Here is a 20,784-nt window from a genome sequence, read left to right as displayed (position 1 = left end):
CGTCCTTCAGGCTGCCTCTTTGTTGGCTGCCTTCATTTGCCCCGGTCACATAGTGAACTATGCTCCCGGGGACGCATTCAGTTGCCGCCGCGAGGCAGCCCGAATGACTGTGTGTATCATTTTAAAAAGCGCCATCATCCTGCGATGGCGCGGGGGTCATGCCCGGTGGCTGGCAGGCATTCGCCTGCGGCACCAGACTGATTTCGACACGGCGGTTAAGCGCCCGGCCTTCGGCCGTGTCGTTGGGGGCAACGGGTCGGCTCTCGCCGTAGCCCTGCACCGCAAAACAGCTCTCCGGCACGTCGCCGGTGTCGCGCATCCAGTCGCGCACCGATTCGGCACGCTTAAGCGAAAGTATCTGGTTGGATTTATCGTCGCCGGTGCTGTCGGTATGGCCCGCCACCACAATCAGCCAGCCGGGCTTCGCTTTGATGCCCACCAGTGAGTTCACCAGCAGCTTTGTCGAGCCGGGCTTCAGCGCCCACCTGCCGGTGTCGAACAGCGACATGCTGTCGAGGCGGATGATTTTCGGTTGTGGCTTTAGCGCAGGTGCCGGCGGTGGCGCATACGTATCAATAGCCTTCTGAAGCGCCAGCCATAAACGCAGGCCGGGGTAATAGCCGAGCGCGTACCGGAGTGGTTCGCCCTGCCGCTGCCAGCGCTCCAGCAGAAGAGCATCCTGTTTCAACGCCAGGAGGGACTGAGCCCTGGGCTCATCATGATTCTCGGGAATGGCATACCAGCGCTGGAGATCCGTTGAGACCTGGCGAATCAGCGCCGCGTTATTCACAGCAGAAAAAGCCAGAGCTGCCAGAGCGCACGCCAGAACCCATAAAACGAGACGACGAGAGCGTTGCCCCCCCTGTACTGGAGCGCAGTAAGGCGCGAGCATCGGTAATACCGCATCAGGAAAATGCTCCGTTACTTCCGCCGCCCCCTCTGCCTGCGGAAAAATCAGATGGGTCAGGCGAAAAAGGCGATGTGACCACAGCGAAGCACGATCGGCAGAAGCCACACCGCTTCGAATCACCACCGCAAACGGGTGAACCGCCGGAAGGAGCCGATCTTCCTTCGTCAGTTCATCCGCCAGAATGGCGCGCATAACAGCAAAGGCCTCCCATAGGACAGGCATCAACGCAAGATGTTGAGCGTCCTGTTGCCAGTCATCCACCGCCTGCGGCGTTTTATCAGCCGGATATACCGCCAGCTTATCGCCACAAACAACAAGCCACGGCGTTGCAGGACCGGAAAATTCACCGCTCAGAACCATCGGCGGCGTGAATCCAATTATCTGACCCAGCAGCTTCATTTGCTGACGCAACGCTTTCAGGGACGCGCGCAGTACGGCTTCATCCTGATGTCTGTCGGGCTGGCAGGAATACATAACGGCGAGCTGTCCGCCCTGATGCGGCTGCTGTTCGTGAATATCGCGAACAATGTCGCTTAGCCTGTTGACGTCATTCACCCTCAGCCACCAGCCCTGCGCGGTTTTGCGCAGTGTTTGCCCCTGGAACAACGCGTCCAGCTCATCCCCACAAACGAGAACAACAGGTCCCCCGGCATCAAACAGCAGCAGTTCACAGGTGGACATTTCACCCTCCGCCATCGTCTGAACAGGGCAACGCTTTCTCCAGACCTGCCAGAAGGCCAGTGCGACAATGCACACCGTCATCACGCCCTTAAACAACGTGCCTGCCGGAATGAATCCCCATAGCAGCCACAGAAACGCGGCGACAGCCGCCAGAACGTGAAGTATCAGAGAAACCATGACCGATTTACGCATCAATGAGGTAACTCCGGTAACTGAGCGGATAACAGCCCCTGGAGCCAGAGGTGGCCTCCCCACCATGCCACGGCAGCGATCACCGCAGCCGTAGCAGCCCAGAACCAGACTGAACGCAGGATGCTATAGCGATGTTTTCGGGTCCGGCGAACCACCAGAGAGATATCCGCATTCAGAGGCGGCACCTGCTCAGAAAGCGCTTTAATCACCTCTTCCCGCTGTGACTGGCTAACTGAACTGATGCTGTATAATCCGCGAAACCCCAGCGCGATCACCCGGTGATAACAGGTCAGAACGGCTATATTCGGCGCAGGCTGCCGTAAGACCTCAGTGATACGATCCCAGAGGGCTTCGCCTGCGTGTAATGACCCGAAATAGCGCGCCTGTAGCGGCGCTTTTCGCCATGCCGCCTGACCCGCATCAGCTTCGGCACCTGCACTCAGCGTTCTGCTCATTACCACTTCGTCAAGCAGCGCACATTGCGCATAAGAGATATGCCCGATGCTTGCCTCATCGTACCCGGCGCGCTCCAGCGCCTCGCGCACGCCTTCCACGTGTTTACAGCAGGTGTCATATAACGCGCTGCCGTCGGGCGTTGTTGCCCCTTTCTTAAGCATGGTGACGGTAAGCCAGGTTTCCGCCATGAGTTCATCAATATCAATGTCTTTTCTCATGATCGCAGTACCGCAAACAGTTCAAGTTCCAGCCGTCCCAGGAGGGCCGGCACGTAAAACATGCATACCCCCTGCTCCAGCATGTCCCGGGCCGCAGAGCTCTCCATATCCAGCGCGAAGTACTGGTTTTCCATCCGCACAGGTAACGCTGCCGGAACGCGGCTAACGGCAATGAGCGGGATCCCCTGCAGCGCGACGGCGGAAATCGCATTCACCTCATCCGGTGAACCCGCCTTGCATAACGCAGGGAATTTCTCAGCTACCTGCCAGGCCGGAACATCAGACCGGACAGAAAGATAGAGATCGGCGTCTTCGCGCAGGCGAGCGTCGTGCAGCGCGGCTTTCCACGTCTGCTCGTCCGGTCGGGACATCTCCAGTGCGACCACTCGGGACGGCAAACTGGCCTCCAGCAAAGCAGTGATGAGTTCAAACAGTGGAGGAAACGTTTTTTCAGGTTCTGCATGGTCATAGGCGGGAATGGCATCCAGATCGCTGTCGAGAGAGAACGTCAGCATGCTGCCCGCCAGACGGACGAGCTCTGCCCACACCTGCTCCGGATGACGGGCAGGAGAACGTTCAAACTCCACCAGCACGCGCGCATGGGAGTTAAGCGCATTGAGCAACCAGAAAAGAGAGACGTCCGCCACAGCGAAATCGGCCAGGCGTTCGTTGCTCTCGCGGCGCATGGACATCAAACGCTGACGGCGGGAACGAAGCTGACGATTCAGTAGCGCCAGTCTTTCACGCATCGCCGGACTGGCAGAGAACAATGCCAGGGGTGGAATAAATGTCGGATCCTGGCACCATCCCTGTCGATCGCGGATCAACCGCGCGATCGCGCAGCACTGCCATGACGCGTTATCTTCATGGTCAAAACGGATCGCCAGGTTAAAGCGGGCAACGGCAACGGACTCCTCCTCGCTGCCAAACGCATCCTGAACATTCACCCACTCCTCACGGTAGCGGAGCGGCCGCTCGGTCATAGCCGATTCCCGCTGCACATTATTCAGCCCAGGCTGCATGAGCGGCAGCGCAATCATCACCGTGACCGCGTCTGAATGCTGCGCTAACTCCAGTTCCCGAGGTTCAGGCAGCAGATCGCTGACGGCCGTATCCACCAGCGTGCCATCAGGCAGCCAGAGCCGCAGTTGAGAGATCTGAATCAGGCCCGAGCCCAGCAGCCTCTCATCGAATTCAACCCGCTCAACCCCCCATGAAAACGGCGAAGAGAGAGCCGCAACGCCTGTGCTGCGAAAAGATTCCCACGCTGACTGCTGCTGGAATTGCTGAGGGGACAGCAGCGCCCCCTCACTCCACAGCGGACGATAAATTTTCATCCCTGCCCCCGCCTTACGCTTTCGCTTTCGGCATCTGACTGACCAGAGACAGGTTCACGTCCATCCCTTCCACCTGGAAGTGCGGCACCGCGTACAGCTTCACGCGGAAGAAGCCCGGATTGTCCTCGATATCTTCCACCACCACCTTCGCGTCGCGCAGCGGGTGTGAGGCCTGCAGCTCGTCGCCCGGGTCGGTCATCTCCGTCACCAGACCGCGCACCCAGGTGTTGAGCTCCAGCTCCAGCAGGCGGCGATCCTTGGTGGTGCCGATGTTTTCACGCTGAACGAGCTTCAGGTAGTGCGCAATGCGCGACAGCAGAAAGATATACGGCAGACGGGCGTTGATGCGGCTGTTGGCGGTGGCGTCGGCGGTGTCGTACAGCGCCGGCTTCTGGGCCGAGTTGGCCGAGAAGAAGCAGGCGTAGTCGCGGTTTTTGTAGTACGACAGCGGGATAAAGCCGAGGCTGGCGAACTCAAACTCGCGGGTTTCCGGGATCATCACCTCCGACGGGATCTTCACCTGGTTGCCGGTGCCCAGATCGTAGAGGTGGATCGGCAGATCTTTCACCGCTCCGCCCGCCTGCGGGCCACGGATCTGCACGCACCAGCCGTTATTAATAAAGCTTTTCACCATGTTGGACGCGAAAGAGAACGAGGCGCTGGTCCACAGGTATTTCTCGTGGTCCGGGCCTTTCACCTGCTCGACGTAGTTGAAGCTGCGCACCGGCACGGTGTCCGGTCCATACGGCAGGCGGCCCAGCACGCGCGGCATCACCAGGCCGATATAGCGCGCGTCGTCGGTGTCGCGGAAGGATTTCCATTTGATGTACTCGGCGCGGTCGAAGTAGTTGCCGATATCCTTGATGGCGGCAACCTCTTCCATGGACTCTTTCAGAAAGAAGGCCGGACCCACGGCGCCGATAAACGGCATATGCGCCGCGGCGGAGACGCCGGAGATGTTGCGCAGCAGCGCCACGTCCTGCGGGCTGGCGTCGAACTCATACGCGGAGATCACCGAGCCAATCGGCTCGCCGCCCGGGGTGTCGTACTCGGCGGTGTAGGTGTGCCAGTAGAGGCCGCTCTGAATCAGCTCCGGCGCGTCTTCAAAGTCCTGGCGCAGATCGTCTTTGGAGACGTCCAGAATTTCGGTTTTGACGTTCTGGCGGTAGTCGGTGCTGTCCACCAGCTGCTTCAGGCCGCGCCACAGGGATTCCACCTTCTGGAACTCAGGATGGTGCATCACCGCGTCCAGCTGGCGGCTGATTTGATAGTCCAGCTCCGCGATATGGTGGTCAATCAGGGTCTTGTCGAGCTTCTCCACGGTCTTTCCGGACTGACGGATGCAGTCCATAAACACCTGCATCGCCGCCGTCAGTCGTTCGCCCGCCGGGGCGTCGGACAGCGCGGCATCATCCAGAAAGTCGTTAATATCGCCCAGGCGGGACGCCGGGGTCAGGTTGATTTTGTCAAACAGGGAGGCGTAAACGCTCTCTTTTTCCAGTACAGCAGTCTGCCCCTGCGCGGGGGCGGTTTCAGTATTTACAGACATCAGCATATTCCCGGTTAATCCATTAAATAACGCACGCCGTTTATTTCGGGGCCAGCGCGCTCATTTCGTCGCGTAATTCCTGCGTCAGCGCCGGATCTTTCAGGATTTTCTCGAGCTCTTTTCTGAAAGTGGCGTTATCAAGCAGGTTGGATTTGAGGTCGCGTAATAAATTCCGCATCGCCAGCATGGCGCGGAGCTGGGGGATCTGGCGGGCCACCTGCTCCGGTTCGAAATCTTTCATATCGGCGAAGCGGAGCTGAATATTTTCTTCGGCGCTATCGCCGGCCAGCGTGTTCTGTACCGTGAGGCTGATTTCCGGGCTGAATTCCGAAAGTACGCTGTTGAAGTTATTTTTATTGACGTTGATTTTTGCTCTTTCCGATAATGGCCGGTCTTCTTTGCCATTACTGAAATCACCGATGGTGAGGAGTTTCAGCGGCAGCTCGACTTTCTTCTGCGCGCCTCCTGTGTGCAGAGCCAGCTTTAAATTAATGCGTGCCTTGGGCACCTCATTCTGGAACGTATCAGCCATAGCGGTCCCTTCCCGTGAGGAATAATGTATTAAAGATAACGGTGTGTGATGACCCGGATATAGTAGAGCAAAGCGCCAAAAAATATCAACCAGCCTGTTGCAAAGTCCATTATAAGACTTTCCTCAGGCATCTTAAGGCAAATGTAAAAATGAAATGCATGAGACAAACAAAGCCGGTATGTAATAACAACCATTTGCTTACAATAAAGGCAGAATGTATACCTCATGCAGCAATATGAATTAAATTCATATCTGAATACACAGAGTTGATTGATGCAAATCAATATGTAACGCAAATACTGGTCATTCCGAATACTGAAAAGCGCGCGAGCAGGGGCGTAAGAAATAAATTATTTTTTATTCTTCACAGGACATGAAAAACCCAGCTCTGGGCATGAACATGGTTATAATTAATGGCTGACAGGATTAATATAAAACTTACAAATAATACTTGTCAGATATCCGGTATCGATGGTTAAACCGGACAACGTATAGAGTCGCGCTGAGCGAAAAAGAAATAGCGGCATTTTATTCAGCGGATATATTAAAACACAACTTACAATAATGCCTCTCACTCATATCATGCCCTATAACCTTCCTTGCGCCCTCCCCGTGGACAGAGAGAGACAGCGTCTTTCTACGGTGAGCCATCCCAGACAAGTCGCCAGAGAGAACATTCAGCGTTAATGATCCCTCATATCATAACCAGACTGCCCGGCCTCAACGCTGCACTTTCCCCCTCAGCCCTTCTCTTTACCGCCACAGATTCAAAACCTTGATCTTCTCCGTGGCTCAGCGCAGCATGGAAATGCAAACACACTAAAACAAGAATTCGCAACCCAATCACAGGAGAGAATCAGTGCAAACAGGACATCGCTTCCAGGCCACGGATCTGCATCAATTTGTTAAAACCCTTTTCACCCATATGGGAAGCTCCCTCACCGAAGCATCGCTTATCGCCGACCATCTGATTGCCGCTAACCTGGCCGGGCACGATTCCCACGGCGTCGGCATGATCCCAAGCTACGTACGCTCCCACGCGCAGGGTTATCTCCAGCTCAATCGCCACGCCAGCGTGATGAAAGACGCGGGCGCGGTGGTCACGCTGGACGGCAACGGCGGCTTCGGCCAGGTCGTGGCCCATGAAGCCATGCAGATCGGCATTAAGAAAGCCAGAGAGCACGGTATGGCCGCCGTGGCGCTGCGCAATGCGCACCATATTGGCCGCATCGGCTACTGGGCGGAACAGTGCGCGGCCGCCGGAATGATCTCTATCCATTTCGTTAACGTCGTTGGCAACGTGATGGTCGCCCCGTTCCGTGGGAAAGACAGCCGCTTCGGTACTAACCCGCTGTGCGTGGTGTTCCCGCGCGCCGGCCATCCGCCGCTGCTGCTGGATTACGCCACCAGCGCCATCGCCTTCGGTAAAACCCGCGTCGCCTGGCATAAAGGCGTCCCGGTACCGGCGGGGTCGCTGATCGACGCTCACGGCGTCCCCACTACCGACCCGGCGGTGATGCAGACGTCGCCGCTGGGGGCGCTGCTGACCTTTGCCGAACATAAAGGCTACGCGCTGGCGACGCTGTGCGAAATTATCGGCGGCGCGGTATCCGGCGGTAAAACCTCGCATCAGGAGACGCTGCAGGGCAGCGTGGACGCTATCTTCAACTGCATGACCACCATTATTCTCAGCCCGGAAGCGTTCGATGCGCCGGATATGCAGCGCGAGACCGAAGCGTTTATCGACTGGTGTAAACGGTCGCCGCACGACCCGGACGCGCCGATTCTGGCCCCGGGCGAGTGGGAAGAGGCTAACCGCCAGCAGCGTCTGGCGCAGGGGATACCGCTGGACGCCGGCAGCTGGCAGGCGATTTGCGCCGCCGCCGAAGAAGTCGGTTTACCCGCCGACACCCTCGCGCAGCTGCGCCAGAAGCTGGCCTGATTTTTCCTCGATGACGCCCGAACGGGCGTCATGTCATCGTCATTAGTGTCGACATCACCGCCGCCCCGCCCCGCCTGATCAACTATTCTATACAAATTCAATAAGTTAAGTTTTGGCACAGCGTATGCATAACGCTCCCGTCATTTGCCGGTGCGCTGGCTCATGACGCCCTGACAAAGGCGGGCCGGGCCCGGTCTGTCGTTGTTGTTTATTCTCTGTTAACAGGTCTGTTACTGATGAAAAAAATCACGAGCGTTTGCCCTTATTGCGGGGCCGGTTGCAAACTTAAGCTGGTCGTCGAAAACAATAAAATTCTCCGTGCCGAAGCCGCCGATGGCGTCACCAACCAAAATCAGCTGTGCCTGAAAGGCTATTACGGCTGGGATTTCCTCAACGACACCCAGCTACTGACGCCGCGTCTGCAGCAGCCGATGATTCGCTATCAGAAAGGCGGTAAGTTCACCCCGGTCAGCTGGGAGGAAGCTATCCGCTATACGGCGAATAAACTGCGTGAAATAAAGGAGAAGCACGGCCCGCGCGCCATTATGACGACCGGTTCATCGCGCGGTACCGGGAATGAAACCAACTATGTGATGCAGAAATTCGCCCGCGGCGTGCTCCACACCAACAACGTCGACTGCTGCGCCCGCGTCTGCCACGGCCCGTCGGTAGCCGGGCTTCAGCTGGCACTCGGTAACGGCGCGATGAGCAACTCGATTAGCGATATCGAAAACTCGAAATGTCTGCTGGTCTTTGGCTATAACTGCGCTGACTCCCACCCTATCGTCGCCCGCCGGGTGATTAAAGCTCGCGAAAACGGGGCGAAAATCATCGTCTGCGACCCGCGCCGTATCGAAACCGCCCGCATCGCCGATCGCCATCTGCAGCTCAATAACGGCAGCAATATGGCGCTGGTCAACGCCTTCGCCCACGTGCTGCTGGAAGAGGATCTGTATAACCACGACTACGTCGACCGCTTTACCGAGGGGCTGGACGCCTATCGCGAAACGGTGAAAGACTATTCCCCTGAAGCCGTCGAAGGGATCGTCGGCGTGCCGGCCGCTGAAATTCGCCAGGCGATGCGCATGTTTGCCGCCGCGCCTTCCGCCACCATTATGTGGGGCATGGGCGTCACCCAGTTCGGCCAGGCGGTGGACGTCGTCAGAGGGCTGGCGAGCCTGGCGCTGTTAACCGGTAACCTCGGACGCGCCAACGTCGGCGTGGGTCCGGTACGCGGACAAAACAACGTCCAGGGCGCCTGCGATATGGGCGTCCTGCCGAATATGTTCCCGGGCTACCAGGACGTCACCGACGCCAGCGTTCGCGATAAGTTTGCCAAAGCATGGGGCGTTAACCCGGCTGTCATGGACGACCAGGTCGGTACCCGGATCACCGAAGTGCCGCACAAAGCGCTGGCTGGCGAAATCAAAGCCTACTACATCATGGGTGAAGATCCCCTGCAAACCGAAGCCGATTTAGGCCTGGTGCGTAAGGGGATTGAAGCGCTCGATTTTGTGGTGGTGCAGGATATCTTTATGACCAAAACCGCCGAAATCGCCGATGTGCTGCTGCCCGCCACCTCATGGGGCGAACACGGCGGCGTCTTTACCTGCGCCGACCGCGGCTTCCAGCGCTTCGAGCAGGCGATTATCGCCACCGGTAATGTTAAGCGCGACTGGGAAATCATCAGCCTGCTGGCCAGCGAAATGGGCTACCCGATGCATTACGATAACAACCAGCAGATCTGGGACGAAATGCGCGAACTCTGCCCGCTGTTCTACGGCGTCACCTACGAGAAAATGGGTGATATGAACCACGTCCAGTGGCCGTGCCCGACGCTGGATCACCCCGGTACGCCGTGGCTGTATAAAGATAACCTCTTCGATACGCCAACCGGCAAAGGCCAGCTGTTCGCCGCCCCGTGGCGCGCGCCTGCCGAGACGCCGGATGAAGCGTATCCGCTGGTGCTCTGTACCGTGCGCGAAGTCGGCCACTACTCGTGTCGTTCGATGACCGGCAACTGCGCGGCCCTGCAATCGCTTGCCGATGAGCCGGGCCGGGTGCAAATCAATCGCGCCGACGCGCAGCGCCTCGGTATCGCCGACCAGCAGCTGGTGTGGGTCAGCTCGCGGCGCGGTAAGGTGATTACCCGCGCCGACATCAGCGATCGCATTAACGAAGGCGCGGTGTATATGACCTATCAATGGTGGGTCGGCGCCTGTAATGAGCTGACGCAGGATAATCTCGACCCGATCTCGAAAACGCCGGAAACCAAATACTGCGCGGTGAAGGTGGAGGCTATCGCGGATCAGCGCTGGGCCGAGCAGTATGCCTGGACAAGCTATAGTGAGATGAAAGCCCGCCTGAAAGCGGCGGTGAACGTGTAAAACACCGCGGGGAGATGCGCGCATCTCCCCACATATCCACTTTTGCTCCCGGGGGCGGCGCGCAACGCGCCTTGCCCCGGCTACAGATTCACCGCCATCTGCGGATCGGTAGCCCGGACAGATGCGCAGCATCGCCTCCGGGAAATTCAGCTACTCTGCGCTCTGTTCCCGGGGGCGGCGCGCAACGCGCCTTGCCCTGGCTACAGATTCAGTGCCGTCTGCGGGCCGGTAGCCCGGACAGATGCGCAGCATCGCCTCCGGGATCGGTCTATTACGCCAACAGTTTCTCCACCAGCGCCGTCCACAGCGCCACGCCGTGCGGAATCAGCGCATCGTTAAAATCATATCCGGCGTTATGCAGCGGCTTTGACGCCGTCTCGCCATCGGTGCCAATCCAGAAATAGGCGCCCGGGCAGGCCTCCAGCATGCAGGCAAAATCTTCCGAGGCCATAGAGGGATTGCCGTTCCAGCTCACCGCCGATTCCCCCAACAGCGCGGTCGCCACCTCGCGAACCTTTTGCGCTTCAGCCGGGTGGTTGGTGGTGACGGGATAACCGGGATACCAGGCGATTTTGCCTTCCACGTCTGATACCTGCGGCTGGGCGGCGACATAGCTTTCAATCAGCCCCCTGACCCGCTCACGCACCTGGTTATTCAGACAGCGGAAGGTTCCGCGCAGCACCACTTTATCCGGCAGCACGTTGATCGCCTCCCCGCCGGAAATCTGGGTAATGCTTACCACCGTGGATTCCTGCGGCGACAGGCGGCGCGACGGAATGGTTTGCAGCGCCATAATCAGCTGCGCCGCGGCGACAATCGGGTCCGCCCCGCGCTCCGGCATCGCCGCATGGCAGCTCTTGCCGGTCAGGGTAATTTCAAACGCATCGAGAGAGGCCATCATCGCCCCGCTGCCGATCGCCACCTGGCCCAGCGGCATACCCGGCCAGTTGTGCAGCGCGTAAATGGCATCCATCGGGAAGCGCGCAAACAGCCCCTCTTCCACCATCTTACGCGCGCCGCCCAGGTTCTCCTCAGCGGGCTGGAAAACAAAGTGAACGGTGCCGCGAAAGCGGCGGGTTTGCGCCAGATGCGCCGCTGCCGCCAGCAGCATTGCGCTATGGCCGTCGTGGCCGCAGGCGTGCATCACGCCCGGATTACGCGATTTATAGTCGACGTCGCTCTGCTCGGTGATCGGTAGCGCATCCATATCGGCCCGCAGGCCAATTACCGGACCCGGGCCGTTCTCCAGCGTCGCGACCACGCCGGTGCCCGCCAGACCGCTATGCACCTGAAGGCCAAATGAAGCGAGCAGTTCAGCGACCCGGCGAGAGGTTTCCTGTTCCTGATACCCCAGCTCAGGGCAAGCATGAAAATCACGTCGCCAGCGAATGGCCTCGGCGATCAGTGAAGGGGATACAGCCATGTCTTACTCCTTTCCTGCACAGCTTCAGCGCTGAACGAGTGTTTTATGCAATACGTTGGGGCTACAGGTAACCCGCTAGCCTATTGGTTATATCCTTTCGCCCGCTCGCTGACAACTGCCGCCAAACCCTGCGCCAACGCGCCTTTGCGCGGCATCCCGCCTGCACTGCGTTTTTTTGTAGTCATATCAACGGTGACATAAGGCGTGCGATTAATTATTATGCAGCTATACTGGCGTTTTGCCGAATAATTCACTCTACAGACCTCCTTAACCGGAAATAAAATGTTCAACCCAGAGCAGAATCGTCTTGCCCCCACGCTGGCGATGATCATGGCGGCTTCATTAGTGGGATTTATCACCGGATACACGGTGCCCTTAATCAGTCTGGAGCTGGCGCAGCAGCAGATTGATACCGTTTACGTCGGCCTGCTGGCCGCGCTACCGCCAGCGGGGATGATGATCTCCTCCTTCCTCTCGCCCGCGCTGTGCCGGCGCTTCGAGATGGGGCTTCTGCTCTCCGTAAGCCTGGTGGCGCTGGCGGCGGCAACCATCGCCTCCTGCCTGTCGTTTGATATGGTTCATCTCCTGCTGCCGCGGCTGGTGACCGGCCTGGCGTCAGGGGTAATTATCGTCATTGGCGAAAGCTGGATCACCGGCGGCGCGGCGGGTAAAAACCGGGCAACCCTGACCGGCATTTATGCCTCCGCCTTTACCGGCTGTCAGCTGGCGGGGCCGCTGCTGATCTCCGCCGGAGAAGCGTATCAATCATGGACTCTGCTGCTCGTCGGACTGGTGACCCTCGCCTGTCTGCTGATGCTCCGCCATTTGCCCTCCGGCAGCCGCGAACGGCTGGCGGAACGCGCCAGCTGGCGCAGCCTCGGCGCCTTTTTGCCAGTACTGGCTTCCGGCGTATTCTGCTTCGCCTTTTTTGATGCCAGCATACTGGCGCTGCTGCCGCTTTACGGTATGGATAAAGGGCTGAGTGAAGTGACGGCGGTACTGCTGGTCACCGTGGTATTAACCGGCGATGCCGTATTCCAGGCGCCGCTGGGCTGGATTGCCGACCGCTTCGGTATCCGCCGCGTGCATCTGACCTGCGCGGTGGTCTTCTGCCTCGCCCTGCTGGCCTTACCGTTCCTGCTGGCGTCGCATATCCAGCTGATTGTCGGCTGCCTGCTTCTCGGCGCTGCGGCGGGGGCGCTCTATACCCTGTCGCTGGTCCGCGCCGGGAAGACCTTCTCCGGGCAGAAGCTGATTATGATCAACGCCCTGCTGGGATTCTTTTGGTCCGCGGGGAGCGTCGCCGGACCGGTGGTCAGCGGATTGCTGATCAGCGTTGCGGGGTATGATGGTCTGCTGATGACGCTGTTTGTCAGCGGCGCGCTGTTCCTGCTGATTCAGTGCCTGGGGAAAAGCGAAAAAGCCCTGCTGGCGGACGAACGCGAGCGCGAAGAAGAGATGGATGATATTAGCGAGGCGGCGCGGTAACGCTTAAGGGCAGGCACGGTTCGGCAGAACGAAAGCTCCCTCATCGCCCGCGCAGGGTCTTCTCCCCGGCAGCGCAGTCGCGCGCCGGGGCCGGTAGCCGTTACAGCACTTTACTCAAAAACGCGGCGGTGCGCGGGTTAGTCGGCGCGCTAAAGATCTGCGCCGGTTTCCCCTCTTCCTGAATAATGCCCTGGTCGATAAAGATAACCCGGTCGGCCACTTCGCGAGCAAAGCCCATCTCGTGGGTTACGATTACCATGGTCATCCCTTCGCTGGCGAGGTTTTTCATCACCTCCAGCACGTCGCCCACCAGCTCAGGATCGAGCGCCGAAGTGGGCTCATCAAACAGCATAATCGACGGCTTCATCGCCAGCGCGCGCGCGATGGCCACCCGCTGCTGCTGCCCGCCGGAGAGGCTGGAGGGCCAGGCGTCGCGCTTGTCGCTCAGCCCGACCTTCGCCAGCAGCTCTTCCGCCAGACGCACCGCCTCCGCGCGCGCCGTGCCGCGCAGGCTCATCGGGGCCATAATCAGATTTTCCAGCACCGTTTTGTGCGGGAACAGATTGAAGCGCTGAAAGACCATGCCGACGCTTTCCCGCATCTTATTCAGATCGGTGGCGCGATCGTGGGCAGCGAAGCCGTTTACCTCAACCTCGCCTTCGCTGACGGTTTCCAGCGCGTTCATGCAGCGCAGAAAAGTGCTTTTCCCGGAACCGGACGGGCCGATAATACACACGACTTCCTGCGGCTTAATGTCGCAGCTGATGCCGCGCAGAACGTGGCTGTCGCCGAAGCGCTTGTGTAAATTATGAATGTGAATCACTTTTGCCAAACCTCTTTTCCAGACGGTTAACCAGCTGCGCCAGCAGGAAAGTAATAACCCAGTAAACCAGGGAGATGGTCAGGTAGGGTTCCCAGTAGGTGGCGTAGGCGCCGGAAACGGTGCGCGCGGCGTAGGCCAGATCCGCCAGACCGATGGCCGACGCCAGCGAGGAGTCCTTAACGATGGCGATAGCGTTGTTGCCCAGCGGCGGCAGAATGCGGCGAAACGCCTGCGGCAGAATCACCTGACGCATGGTTTTCCACCACGGCATTCCCAGCGCGCGGGAAGCTTCCATCTGCCCCTTATCGATCGACTGGATCCCTGCGCGGAAGATCTCCGACACGTAGGCCCCGGCATTCAGCGTAATCGCCACGATACAGGAGAGAAACGCGCCGTAGTTTGAGCGCAGCTCGCGAGCGAAATCAGCGCTCATCATGCCGCTGGTCACCAGCAGTCCGTCGCGCGGGTTGATAAACAGCGGCACCAGCGCGAAGTGCACCACCATAATTTGCACGAACAGCGGCGTACCGCGAAACGCGCTGACGTAAAAGCGCACCGGAAACTGCACCAGGTAACGCAGAACGTATTTCCATACCCCGTGCTCGGCTTTCGCCATCCGCCCCAGCCCGAGGGTCAGCCCCCACAGGGTGCCGAGGATCACGCAGATAATGGTACATTTAATGGTCATCAGGGCACCGTCCATAAACAGCGGACCGTACTCCTCAATGATCTCCCAACGGAATCCCGTCATAGCCCTTCCCTAAAAAATACGGCTATCGCCAGAGTCGATAGCCGTGATGAAAATAAAAATGCGAATTATTGCGCTGGCAGCGTCGGGACGTTCTCGTCGAACCAGGTTTTATAGATTTTGGCGTAGGTGCCGTCAGCGATGATTTTCTGTAAACCGGCGTTGATCTTCGCCTGCAGCTCGCTGTTGCCTTTCGCCACCGCGATGCCGAAATACTGGCGCTCAAATTTGGCATCCGGCACCAGCTTGAACTGCTTCTCCGGGTGCTGCTTGATGTAGTATTTCACCACGCCGACGTCGCCGACCGCCGCGCTCACGCCGTCTTCAAACAGCTCCTGCAGCATCAGCGGAGTATTATCAAAACGTTTGATCGCGGTACTGTTCTTGCCCAGCACGTCGGAAACCACGATATCGCCGGTGCTGGAGTTCACCACGCCGACTTTCTCGTTTTTCAGCGCCTCAAGGGAGGAGACCTTTGAATCCGCCGGCACGACGATGGACTGCTCGGCCGGGAAATAAGGGGCGGAGAAATCCACCATCTGCTTACGCTTATCGGTGATAGTGATCCCGGAGATAATAATGTCGCGGTCGCCGGTGTTGAGGGTGGCGAAGATCCCTTCCCACGGCGTATTGACCAGTTTGATATCAAAGCCTTCCGCTTTGGCGATCGCTTTGATGATATCGATATCAAAACCTTCCAGCTGTTTCTGGCTGTTCTCGAACTCAAACGGGCGATAGGTTCCGCCGGATCCCACCACGTAAGTTTGCTGAGCCGCGTGGGCGGTGCCGATCATCGCCGCCACCAGGCAGCATGCTTTCATCCACTTCTTAACCATGACAACTCCGTTTTATGCATTAATTTTGCATAAAAATACACACTGTCAGCATGGCATGCAACCGGAAACCTTCCCGACGGTAAATTATCTGCCGTTTAGCTTCGTTTACCGCCGGATTTCCCGATGGCCCGATGCAATTCATTGATCCGCTTCATCGATTTCACCGTTTTTTGCGGCGCGGTGGAGGCGACCGACAGCACGATCATCTCCAGGCAAACCAGCACCGTCCCGTGCAGCGGCACCCGCCCATTATCGCCGCCGCGCGGCACCTCAATGACCACCTGCGCCTCCTGGCTAAAGCGGGAGTCCAGCGCCTGGGTGAGTAAAATCGTCGGGATCCCCAGACGGCGGGCCTCGCGCAGGGTCGTCATCCCCTCCCGGTGCGGCGACTTCTGCCCCATCATAATCAGCACGTCGCCGCGCTGCAGGCCGATCAGCTGCTCGGCGAGGCTAAACCCGGTGCGGTTCATTACGTACGAAGGCAGGCCGATGCGGCTCAGCAGCCTGGCGGTATACTCCGCCAGAATGCCCGAGGCGCCGATCCCAAAAATCCCCACCTGGCGCGCGTCGGTCAGCAGCGCCACCGCCTGGGCCACCGCGGCGCGGTTGTCGGGGCGCGCAAGCACTTCGCAGGCCCGCTGATGCCCTTCCAGCACGAAATCGATGCTCGAATTGACGTCGCTGGATAAGGCGCTCACCGTGGAGATCATTTTTTCCGACGAGGTCGCCGACGGGCCGAACCAGCGCTCCATGGTCTGCTTCAGCTCCCGCAGTCCGGCGAAGCCGAGCGCCTGGATGGCGCGCACCACCGTGGCGTCCGAGGTATTGGTCGCGGCGGCGATTTCCATGGCCGTGCGCTCCAGCACCGCTTCCCGGTTTTCGTTGATATAGCTCACCACCGCCAGCAGACGCGGCGACAGCTGATGCGCGCGGGCGCGAAAACGTTCGCCGAACAGGTCAACCCGCCCCTTCTCTCTTTTTACCACCGTTTTCATTTCAGCCCCTCGGGCAAAGGACGACCGGCAATGTGCGACTGTACCTGGGCGACCATCAGCGACAGCGCGGCGTAGGAGTTAGAGATAACCTCCTCGCGCGGCAGCAGAATGTAGCGCCCGGTGCGGCAGGCGCGCATAAAGTCGCACCAGCCGGGCATCACGCCCTCCATCGCCTGCAGCTCATCCTGCGGCCTGCCGCCGGTATCGGAACGCCAGGTGGCAAATACGAAATCGGCATCCAGCGCCGGCAGCTGCTCGGCGCTGACGTCAATACGCTGGCCATCGGGGATGTTGTCAATCAGCGGCGGGAAGCGGAATCCGGCATCGCGCAGCACGCGTCCCAGCGCATGATAGGCGTGATGCACGGTCACCTTGCCGTTGTTGGCCTGAATCACCGAGACTACGATGTTTTGCGTATCCACCATCGCCTTTAGCTGGGCTATCTGCGCCTGATAGCGGCGTTCGAGGATTAAGAGCCGCGGCTGGGTACCGGTGAGCTGCGCCAGCTTGCGGTAGATGCGCGGCGCGCTGCCCTGCAGGTGGTCGATGCTGACCGTTGGCGCAATCTTCTCCAGCTGCTCCACCGAAACGTGACGGCTGGGCTCGGTAATAATCAGGTCCGGTTTCGCGGCGGCCACCGCTTCGAGATCGATATCCGCCGTGCCGATAAACCGAATCGCGCTGTTATCGAAATCAACGCCGGTCAGCTGTGCGCTGGCGCGTAAAAAGTGGCTGCCGTCCGGACGCGTCCTCCCGTGGCTGGCCACCGGCGGGACGCCAAGCTCGATCAGCGGGATGGTGATATCCAGATCGTGCAGCGACACAATGCGCTGCGGGTGCAGCGGAACGGTCACCGTACGACCCAAATCATCGGTAAAGGTTTGCGTATCGGCGGCCGAGGCGACGCCCGCCAACAGCACCAGCAGAGAAACGAACCAACGCATAGCGATCCTTTTTGATTTACAGGGCGTCACGGCGACGCCAGAGCAGAACGATAAAAAACGGACAGCCTACCAGCGCAATCACGATCCCTGCAGGGATCTGCAGCGGCGCGAAAGCCAGTCGGCCAATTGTATCGGTGGCTAACACCAGCAGCGCGCCAACCAACGCGCTGCCGCAGAGCAGCGCCACCTGGCCGCCGCGCAGCAGAAACCGCGCCATATGCGGCGCCATCAGGCCAACGAAGCCGAGGCTTCCGACGCAGGAAACGCTGGCGGAGGTCAGCAGCACCGGCGCGAAAAAGCGCAGCAGGGTTAGCTGCTGCAGGCGTACGCCGAGACCGATGGCCGTGCGGTCGCCGAGCAGCGCCGCATCGGCGGCCCTGGCGGTCAAAAAAAGGATCAGCGCCCCGGGCAGCGCCCAGCAGAAGGCGACGGCCAACAGCGGCCAGGTCGCCGCGTGCAGGCTGCCCGCCAGCCAGATCATCGCCGTTTGAACATCGCGCACGTCGGCGGTGGTCATAAAAATGCCCACCGCCGCCGCCAGCGTCCACGACACGCCGATGCCGATGAGAATAAAGCGCGGGCGCGAACAGTCGCGGGCCAGCGCCAGAACCAGCAGCGCCACCAGCACGCCGCCGAGCATTCCCGCCAGCGGCCGCCAGACCAGGCCCACCGCCGGGAAGAACAGCACCAGCGCCAGAACGACAATACTGGCCCCCTCCTTCACCCCGATAAGCCCGGGATCAGCCAGACCGTTGCGGGTAATGCTCTGCATCGCCGCGCCGGCCAGACCGAGCATCGCCCCGCACAGCAGCGCCATAAACAGCCGCGGCAGGCGGATATCAAAGAGGATAAATCGCTGCTGTTCACCCACGATGTCCGCCCCCAGCAGCGCACGGAACAGGGTACCGGAGGGCATCGGGAAGCTGCCGCGGGTCAGGGCAAACAGCGCCAGCAGCAGGATGACGAGCAGCGCGACAGCGGCGATTTTTACCGCCGCAGGGCGCAGCAGAATGTGCCAGCGGCCGCAGGTCAGCGGCCGAAAGCCGGCGCGACGGACGGCGCTTTTCATTTAAAAAACCTCGCGGCGATAAAAATAAATACCGGCGCCCCCACCAGCGCGGTCATCGCGCCGGTTGCCAGCTCCTGGGGCGCAACCAGGGTACGAGCGGCGATATCCGCCAGCAGTAGCACCAGAGCGCCAACCGGAGCGGCCAGCGGTAGCGCCAGGCGAATATCTTCGCTAATCAGCCGGCGCACCGCGTGGGGGACCACCAGCCCGACAAAGCCGATCGGCCCGGCCACCGCCACCGCCGAGCCGCACAATAGCGCAATGGCGGTCAGCCCCAGCAGGCGGGTCTGAACAATCTTTACCCCCAGCCCCAGCGCGACCTTATCGCCCAGCGCCAGCACGTTAAGACGCGGCGCGATGACCAGCGCGATCGTCACTCCCGCCAGCGCCGGGAGCAGCGCAGCGCGCAGCGTTTGCCAGTTCAGCCCGGCAAGATCGCCCGCCAGCCAGGTGCGCATCGCCAGCAACGTTTGTTCATCGAGGATCAGAATCGCCGCGGTGACAGCCGAGGCAAAGGCCGACAGCGCCACCCCGCACAGGGTAATGCGCAGCGGCGTAACGCCGCCCCGCCCGGACGACGACAGCAGCATCACGCCGCCAAACAGCAGCGCCGCGCCGCAGGCGGCGGTGAGCGGTCTGGCTAACGCCACGCCGCCGAGGCTGATTCCCAGCGCCGATGTCGCCACTACCGCCAGCGAAGCGCCGGCGTTAAGGCCGAGAATATGCGGCTCGCCCAGCGGGTTGCGGATCACGGTTTGCAGCAGCAGCCCCGCCACGCCGAGCGCCGCGCCGGTGAGCAGCGCCGCCGCGAGACGTACCAGGCGTAAATCGACAATAATTCGGTGGTCAAAATTGCGCGGATCGTAATGGAGCAGCGCCTGCAACACCGTTTGCGGCGCAATCCAGCGCGCGCCAAGTCCGAGATGCACCAGCGAGCCGCCCAGCAGCAGCAGGCTCAGCAGTACCAGCGCCAGCCGGGGGCGGGATTGTCGGCGCGGCAGCAGCAGCGCGGAGGCGCTCATAACGCTTTCTCCTCACGGGCGCGGAACGGCATAAAAAAGGGCTTACCGGTCTGCGGGTTGAGCGACATCTGCACGTCCACGTCAAAGACGGTTTTGATCAGCTCCGGCGTACAGATTTCCTGTTCATTAATCACCCCAGCGATCGCGCCTTTTTTAAGAAACACCAGCAGGTCGGCGTAGTTCACCGCGAAGTTCAGGTCGTGCAGGACGGTGACCACCGTGCGGCCGTGATCGCGGGTTAAGGTTTGCAGCAGTTCAAGGATGTCGACCTGATAGCGCAGATCGAGCCAGGTGGTGGGCTCATCCAGCAGAATCGTCGCCGTTTGCTGGGCGAGAGCCATCGCGATCCAGCAGCGCTGACGCTGGCCGCCGGAGAGGCTATCAACCGCCAGGTGGGCAAACTCTGCGGTACCGGTGAGCCGCAGCGCCTCTTCTACCGCCCGTTCATCGGCCTCGGACCATTGTCGCATCAGCCCCTGCCAGGGGTAGCGCCCGCGCGAAACCAGTTCAAAAACCGTCAGCCCTTCCGGGGTCAGCGGCGATTGCGGCAGAATGCCCAGCCGACGGGAAACCTCCCGGGTCGGCATCTGATGAATCACCTCGCCGTCCAGACGTACGCAGCCCCCCAGCGGCTTGAGCATCCGGGCGATAGTCGACAGCAGCGTCGATTTCCCCGAGCCGTTGGCGCCGGCCAGTACCGTCATTTTCCCGTGGGGGATGGTCAGATGAATATTGTCGACAATTAGCGTCTGGCCATATCCGGCCGACAGGGAATCAAGGACGATCCCCTGCTCTGCAGGCAACACCCGCTGTGGCATAACTCGCTCCCGCGCCGCAACGGCGTGGCGCCAGGCCCGCTCGTTCCGCACTCAAACAAAAATAAATCTCATTCTCTTTTGATCATGCGGTGGATGAATGTAGTAGTCAATACCCTATGACGGCGCCGGCCGCGCGGGTTTACTACCAAAACCCTCACAACATAAAAAGACTTTAATCATCAATTAAAACAATAAGATATTACTTTTTCGCCCAGCCCCTCCCTCGCTAATTGATTGATTATTTGTTTCGTCAGTTTTTTATATTACATAACGTTTACTACTACATGCCTTCATGATTGAATGATTCTCAATTACATATCTGGCGCGCGTTGCGGCGTAAAAAACAGCCAGGTTTATTTTTCAGGGCAATGATTTTATTGGCTTTACCTCTCCGCAAAGGCGAGGTTCGTTCAC

16 protein-coding genes and 1 pseudogene are annotated in these 20,784 nt (G+C 59.6%); 3 read left to right on the top strand and 14 right to left on the bottom strand.

Going from position 1 to position 20,784, the window contains the following annotated elements; all coding sequences use genetic code 11:
* Nucleotides 1–121: 121 nt before the first annotated feature.
* The 5 genes from JLG71_RS11830 to tssB are packed head-to-tail and all read right to left on the bottom strand — an operon-like array spanning nt 122 to nt 5,875.
* A complete protein-coding gene (locus JLG71_RS11830) occupies nt 122–1,783 on the bottom strand; it encodes an OmpA family protein (protein ID WP_129896987.1) in 1,662 nt (553 codons plus the stop codon).
* Nucleotides 1,783–2,457, bottom strand: a complete 675-nt coding sequence (tssL, locus tag JLG71_RS11825; RefSeq protein ID WP_025108177.1) for a type VI secretion system protein TssL, short form — start codon at nt 2,455–2,457, stop codon at nt 1,783–1,785. Before tssL ends, JLG71_RS11830 begins: the two co-directional genes overlap by 1 nt.
* Entirely contained in the window at nt 2,454–3,794 is a 1,341-nt protein-coding gene (gene tssK / locus JLG71_RS11820) for a type VI secretion system baseplate subunit TssK (protein ID WP_200914228.1), read from the bottom strand. Before tssK ends, tssL begins: the two co-directional genes overlap by 4 nt.
* A gap of 13 nt (nt 3,795–3,807) precedes the next feature.
* Nucleotides 3,808–5,343, bottom strand: a complete 1,536-nt coding sequence (gene tssC / locus JLG71_RS11815; RefSeq protein ID WP_025108179.1) for a type VI secretion system contractile sheath large subunit — start codon at nt 5,341–5,343, stop codon at nt 3,808–3,810.
* A gap of 40 nt (nt 5,344–5,383) precedes the next feature.
* Nucleotides 5,384–5,875 (bottom strand): type VI secretion system contractile sheath small subunit, encoded by a 492-nt coding sequence (gene tssB / locus JLG71_RS11810; RefSeq protein ID WP_014229069.1) that lies wholly within the window; start codon nt 5,873–5,875, stop codon nt 5,384–5,386.
* Nucleotides 5,876–6,734: 859 nt separating this feature from the next.
* On the opposite strand from tssB, the gene JLG71_RS11805 reads away from it, so the two are divergent.
* Both JLG71_RS11805 and fdhF read left to right on the top strand, forming a co-directional pair.
* Nucleotides 6,735–7,817, top strand: coding sequence for a malate/lactate/ureidoglycolate dehydrogenase (locus tag JLG71_RS11805; protein ID WP_042945327.1), 1,083 nt, complete (start codon nt 6,735–6,737; stop codon nt 7,815–7,817).
* A 236-nt stretch (nt 7,818–8,053) separates the two neighbouring features.
* The gene (gene fdhF, locus JLG71_RS11800) at nt 8,054–10,204 is read left to right on the top strand and encodes a formate dehydrogenase subunit alpha (protein WP_047723678.1); all 2,151 of its coding nucleotides are present in this window, start codon (nt 8,054–8,056) and stop codon (nt 10,202–10,204) included.
* A gap of 271 nt (nt 10,205–10,475) precedes the next feature.
* Here the strand turns inward: fdhF and JLG71_RS11795 are convergent, their stop codons facing one another.
* Nucleotides 10,476–11,627, bottom strand: a complete 1,152-nt coding sequence (locus JLG71_RS11795; protein ID WP_025108182.1) for a M20 aminoacylase family protein — start codon at nt 11,625–11,627, stop codon at nt 10,476–10,478.
* A gap of 282 nt (nt 11,628–11,909) precedes the next feature.
* On the opposite strand from JLG71_RS11795, the gene JLG71_RS11790 reads away from it, so the two are divergent.
* A complete protein-coding gene (locus JLG71_RS11790; RefSeq protein ID WP_064375820.1) occupies nt 11,910–13,115 on the top strand; it encodes an MFS transporter in 1,206 nt (401 codons plus the stop codon).
* Nucleotides 13,116–13,215: 100 nt separating this feature from the next.
* Here JLG71_RS11790 and JLG71_RS11785 read toward each other — a convergent pair whose 3' ends face one another.
* The 8 genes and pseudogenes from JLG71_RS11785 to JLG71_RS11750 form a co-directional block, all read right to left on the bottom strand.
* Complete coding sequence (locus JLG71_RS11785; protein WP_025108184.1) at nt 13,216–13,938, bottom strand: amino acid ABC transporter ATP-binding protein; 723 nt, start codon at nt 13,936–13,938, stop codon at nt 13,216–13,218.
* Nucleotides 13,922–14,689, bottom strand: a complete 768-nt coding sequence (locus tag JLG71_RS11780) for an amino acid ABC transporter permease (RefSeq protein WP_004102832.1) — start codon at nt 14,687–14,689, stop codon at nt 13,922–13,924. Before JLG71_RS11780 ends, JLG71_RS11785 begins: the two co-directional genes overlap by 17 nt.
* A gap of 65 nt (nt 14,690–14,754) precedes the next feature.
* Nucleotides 14,755–15,522, bottom strand: a complete 768-nt coding sequence (locus tag JLG71_RS11775; RefSeq protein ID WP_004851663.1) for a basic amino acid ABC transporter substrate-binding protein — start codon at nt 15,520–15,522, stop codon at nt 14,755–14,757.
* A gap of 95 nt (nt 15,523–15,617) precedes the next feature.
* Nucleotides 15,618–16,517 (bottom strand): MurR/RpiR family transcriptional regulator, encoded by a 900-nt coding sequence (locus tag JLG71_RS11770; RefSeq protein ID WP_014838722.1) that lies wholly within the window; start codon nt 16,515–16,517, stop codon nt 15,618–15,620.
* Nucleotides 16,514–17,487: pseudogene (locus JLG71_RS11765) on the bottom strand (iron-siderophore ABC transporter substrate-binding protein); the annotation flags it as partial. The pseudogene JLG71_RS11765 and the gene JLG71_RS11770, both read right to left, overlap by 4 nt.
* Nucleotides 17,478–18,530 carry a FecCD family ABC transporter permease gene (locus JLG71_RS11760; protein ID WP_116279902.1) on the bottom strand — a complete coding sequence of 351 codons (1,053 nt, stop codon included), beginning with the start codon at nt 18,528–18,530 and terminating at the stop codon, nt 17,478–17,480. The pseudogene JLG71_RS11765 and the gene JLG71_RS11760, both read right to left, overlap by 10 nt.
* Nucleotides 18,527–19,552 (bottom strand): FecCD family ABC transporter permease, encoded by a 1,026-nt coding sequence (locus tag JLG71_RS11755; protein WP_025108187.1) that lies wholly within the window; start codon nt 19,550–19,552, stop codon nt 18,527–18,529. The genes JLG71_RS11760 and JLG71_RS11755 overlap by 4 nt, the downstream gene beginning before the upstream one ends.
* Nucleotides 19,549–20,370, bottom strand: a complete 822-nt coding sequence (locus JLG71_RS11750; RefSeq protein WP_014229681.1) for an ABC transporter ATP-binding protein — start codon at nt 20,368–20,370, stop codon at nt 19,549–19,551. The genes JLG71_RS11755 and JLG71_RS11750 overlap by 4 nt, the downstream gene beginning before the upstream one ends.
* Between the last annotated feature and the right edge of the window lie 414 nt (nt 20,371–20,784).

The sequence above is a fragment of the Klebsiella michiganensis genome (genome assembly GCF_015139575.1).
Classification (GTDB): Bacteria; Pseudomonadota; Gammaproteobacteria; order Enterobacterales; family Enterobacteriaceae; genus Klebsiella; species Klebsiella michiganensis.
Note: the sequence above shows the minus strand (reverse complement) of the source record. Positions and strands in the feature narration are given on the sequence as shown.

Excerpts from the sequence above, each read along its gene's own strand:
- JLG71_RS11830 (WP_129896987.1), bottom strand. The coding sequence starts at position 1,783 with ATGCGTAAATCGGTCATGGTTTCTCTGATACTTCACGTTCTGGCGGCT.
- tssL (WP_025108177.1), bottom strand. The coding sequence starts at position 2,457 with ATGAGAAAAGACATTGATATTGATGAACTCATGGCGGAAACCTGGCTT.
- tssK (WP_200914228.1), bottom strand. The coding sequence starts at position 3,794 with ATGAAAATTTATCGTCCGCTGTGGAGTGAGGGGGCGCTGCTGTCCCCT.
- tssC (WP_025108179.1), bottom strand. The coding sequence starts at position 5,343 with ATGTCTGTAAATACTGAAACCGCCCCCGCGCAGGGGCAGACTGCTGTA.
- tssB (WP_014229069.1), bottom strand. The coding sequence starts at position 5,875 with ATGGCTGATACGTTCCAGAATGAGGTGCCCAAGGCACGCATTAATTTA.
- fdhF (WP_047723678.1), top strand. The coding sequence starts at position 8,054 with ATGAAAAAAATCACGAGCGTTTGCCCTTATTGCGGGGCCGGTTGCAAA.
- JLG71_RS11795 (WP_025108182.1), bottom strand. The coding sequence starts at position 11,627 with ATGGCTGTATCCCCTTCACTGATCGCCGAGGCCATTCGCTGGCGACGT.
- JLG71_RS11790 (WP_064375820.1), top strand. The coding sequence starts at position 11,910 with ATGTTCAACCCAGAGCAGAATCGTCTTGCCCCCACGCTGGCGATGATC.
- JLG71_RS11780 (WP_004102832.1), bottom strand. The coding sequence starts at position 14,689 with ATGACGGGATTCCGTTGGGAGATCATTGAGGAGTACGGTCCGCTGTTT.
- JLG71_RS11775 (WP_004851663.1), bottom strand. The coding sequence starts at position 15,522 with ATGGTTAAGAAGTGGATGAAAGCATGCTGCCTGGTGGCGGCGATGATC.
- JLG71_RS11770 (WP_014838722.1), bottom strand. The coding sequence starts at position 16,517 with ATGAAAACGGTGGTAAAAAGAGAGAAGGGGCGGGTTGACCTGTTCGGC.
- JLG71_RS11760 (WP_116279902.1), bottom strand. The coding sequence starts at position 18,530 with ATGAAAAGCGCCGTCCGTCGCGCCGGCTTTCGGCCGCTGACCTGCGGC.
- JLG71_RS11755 (WP_025108187.1), bottom strand. The coding sequence starts at position 19,552 with ATGAGCGCCTCCGCGCTGCTGCTGCCGCGCCGACAATCCCGCCCCCGG.
- JLG71_RS11750 (WP_014229681.1), bottom strand. The coding sequence starts at position 20,370 with ATGCCACAGCGGGTGTTGCCTGCAGAGCAGGGGATCGTCCTTGATTCC.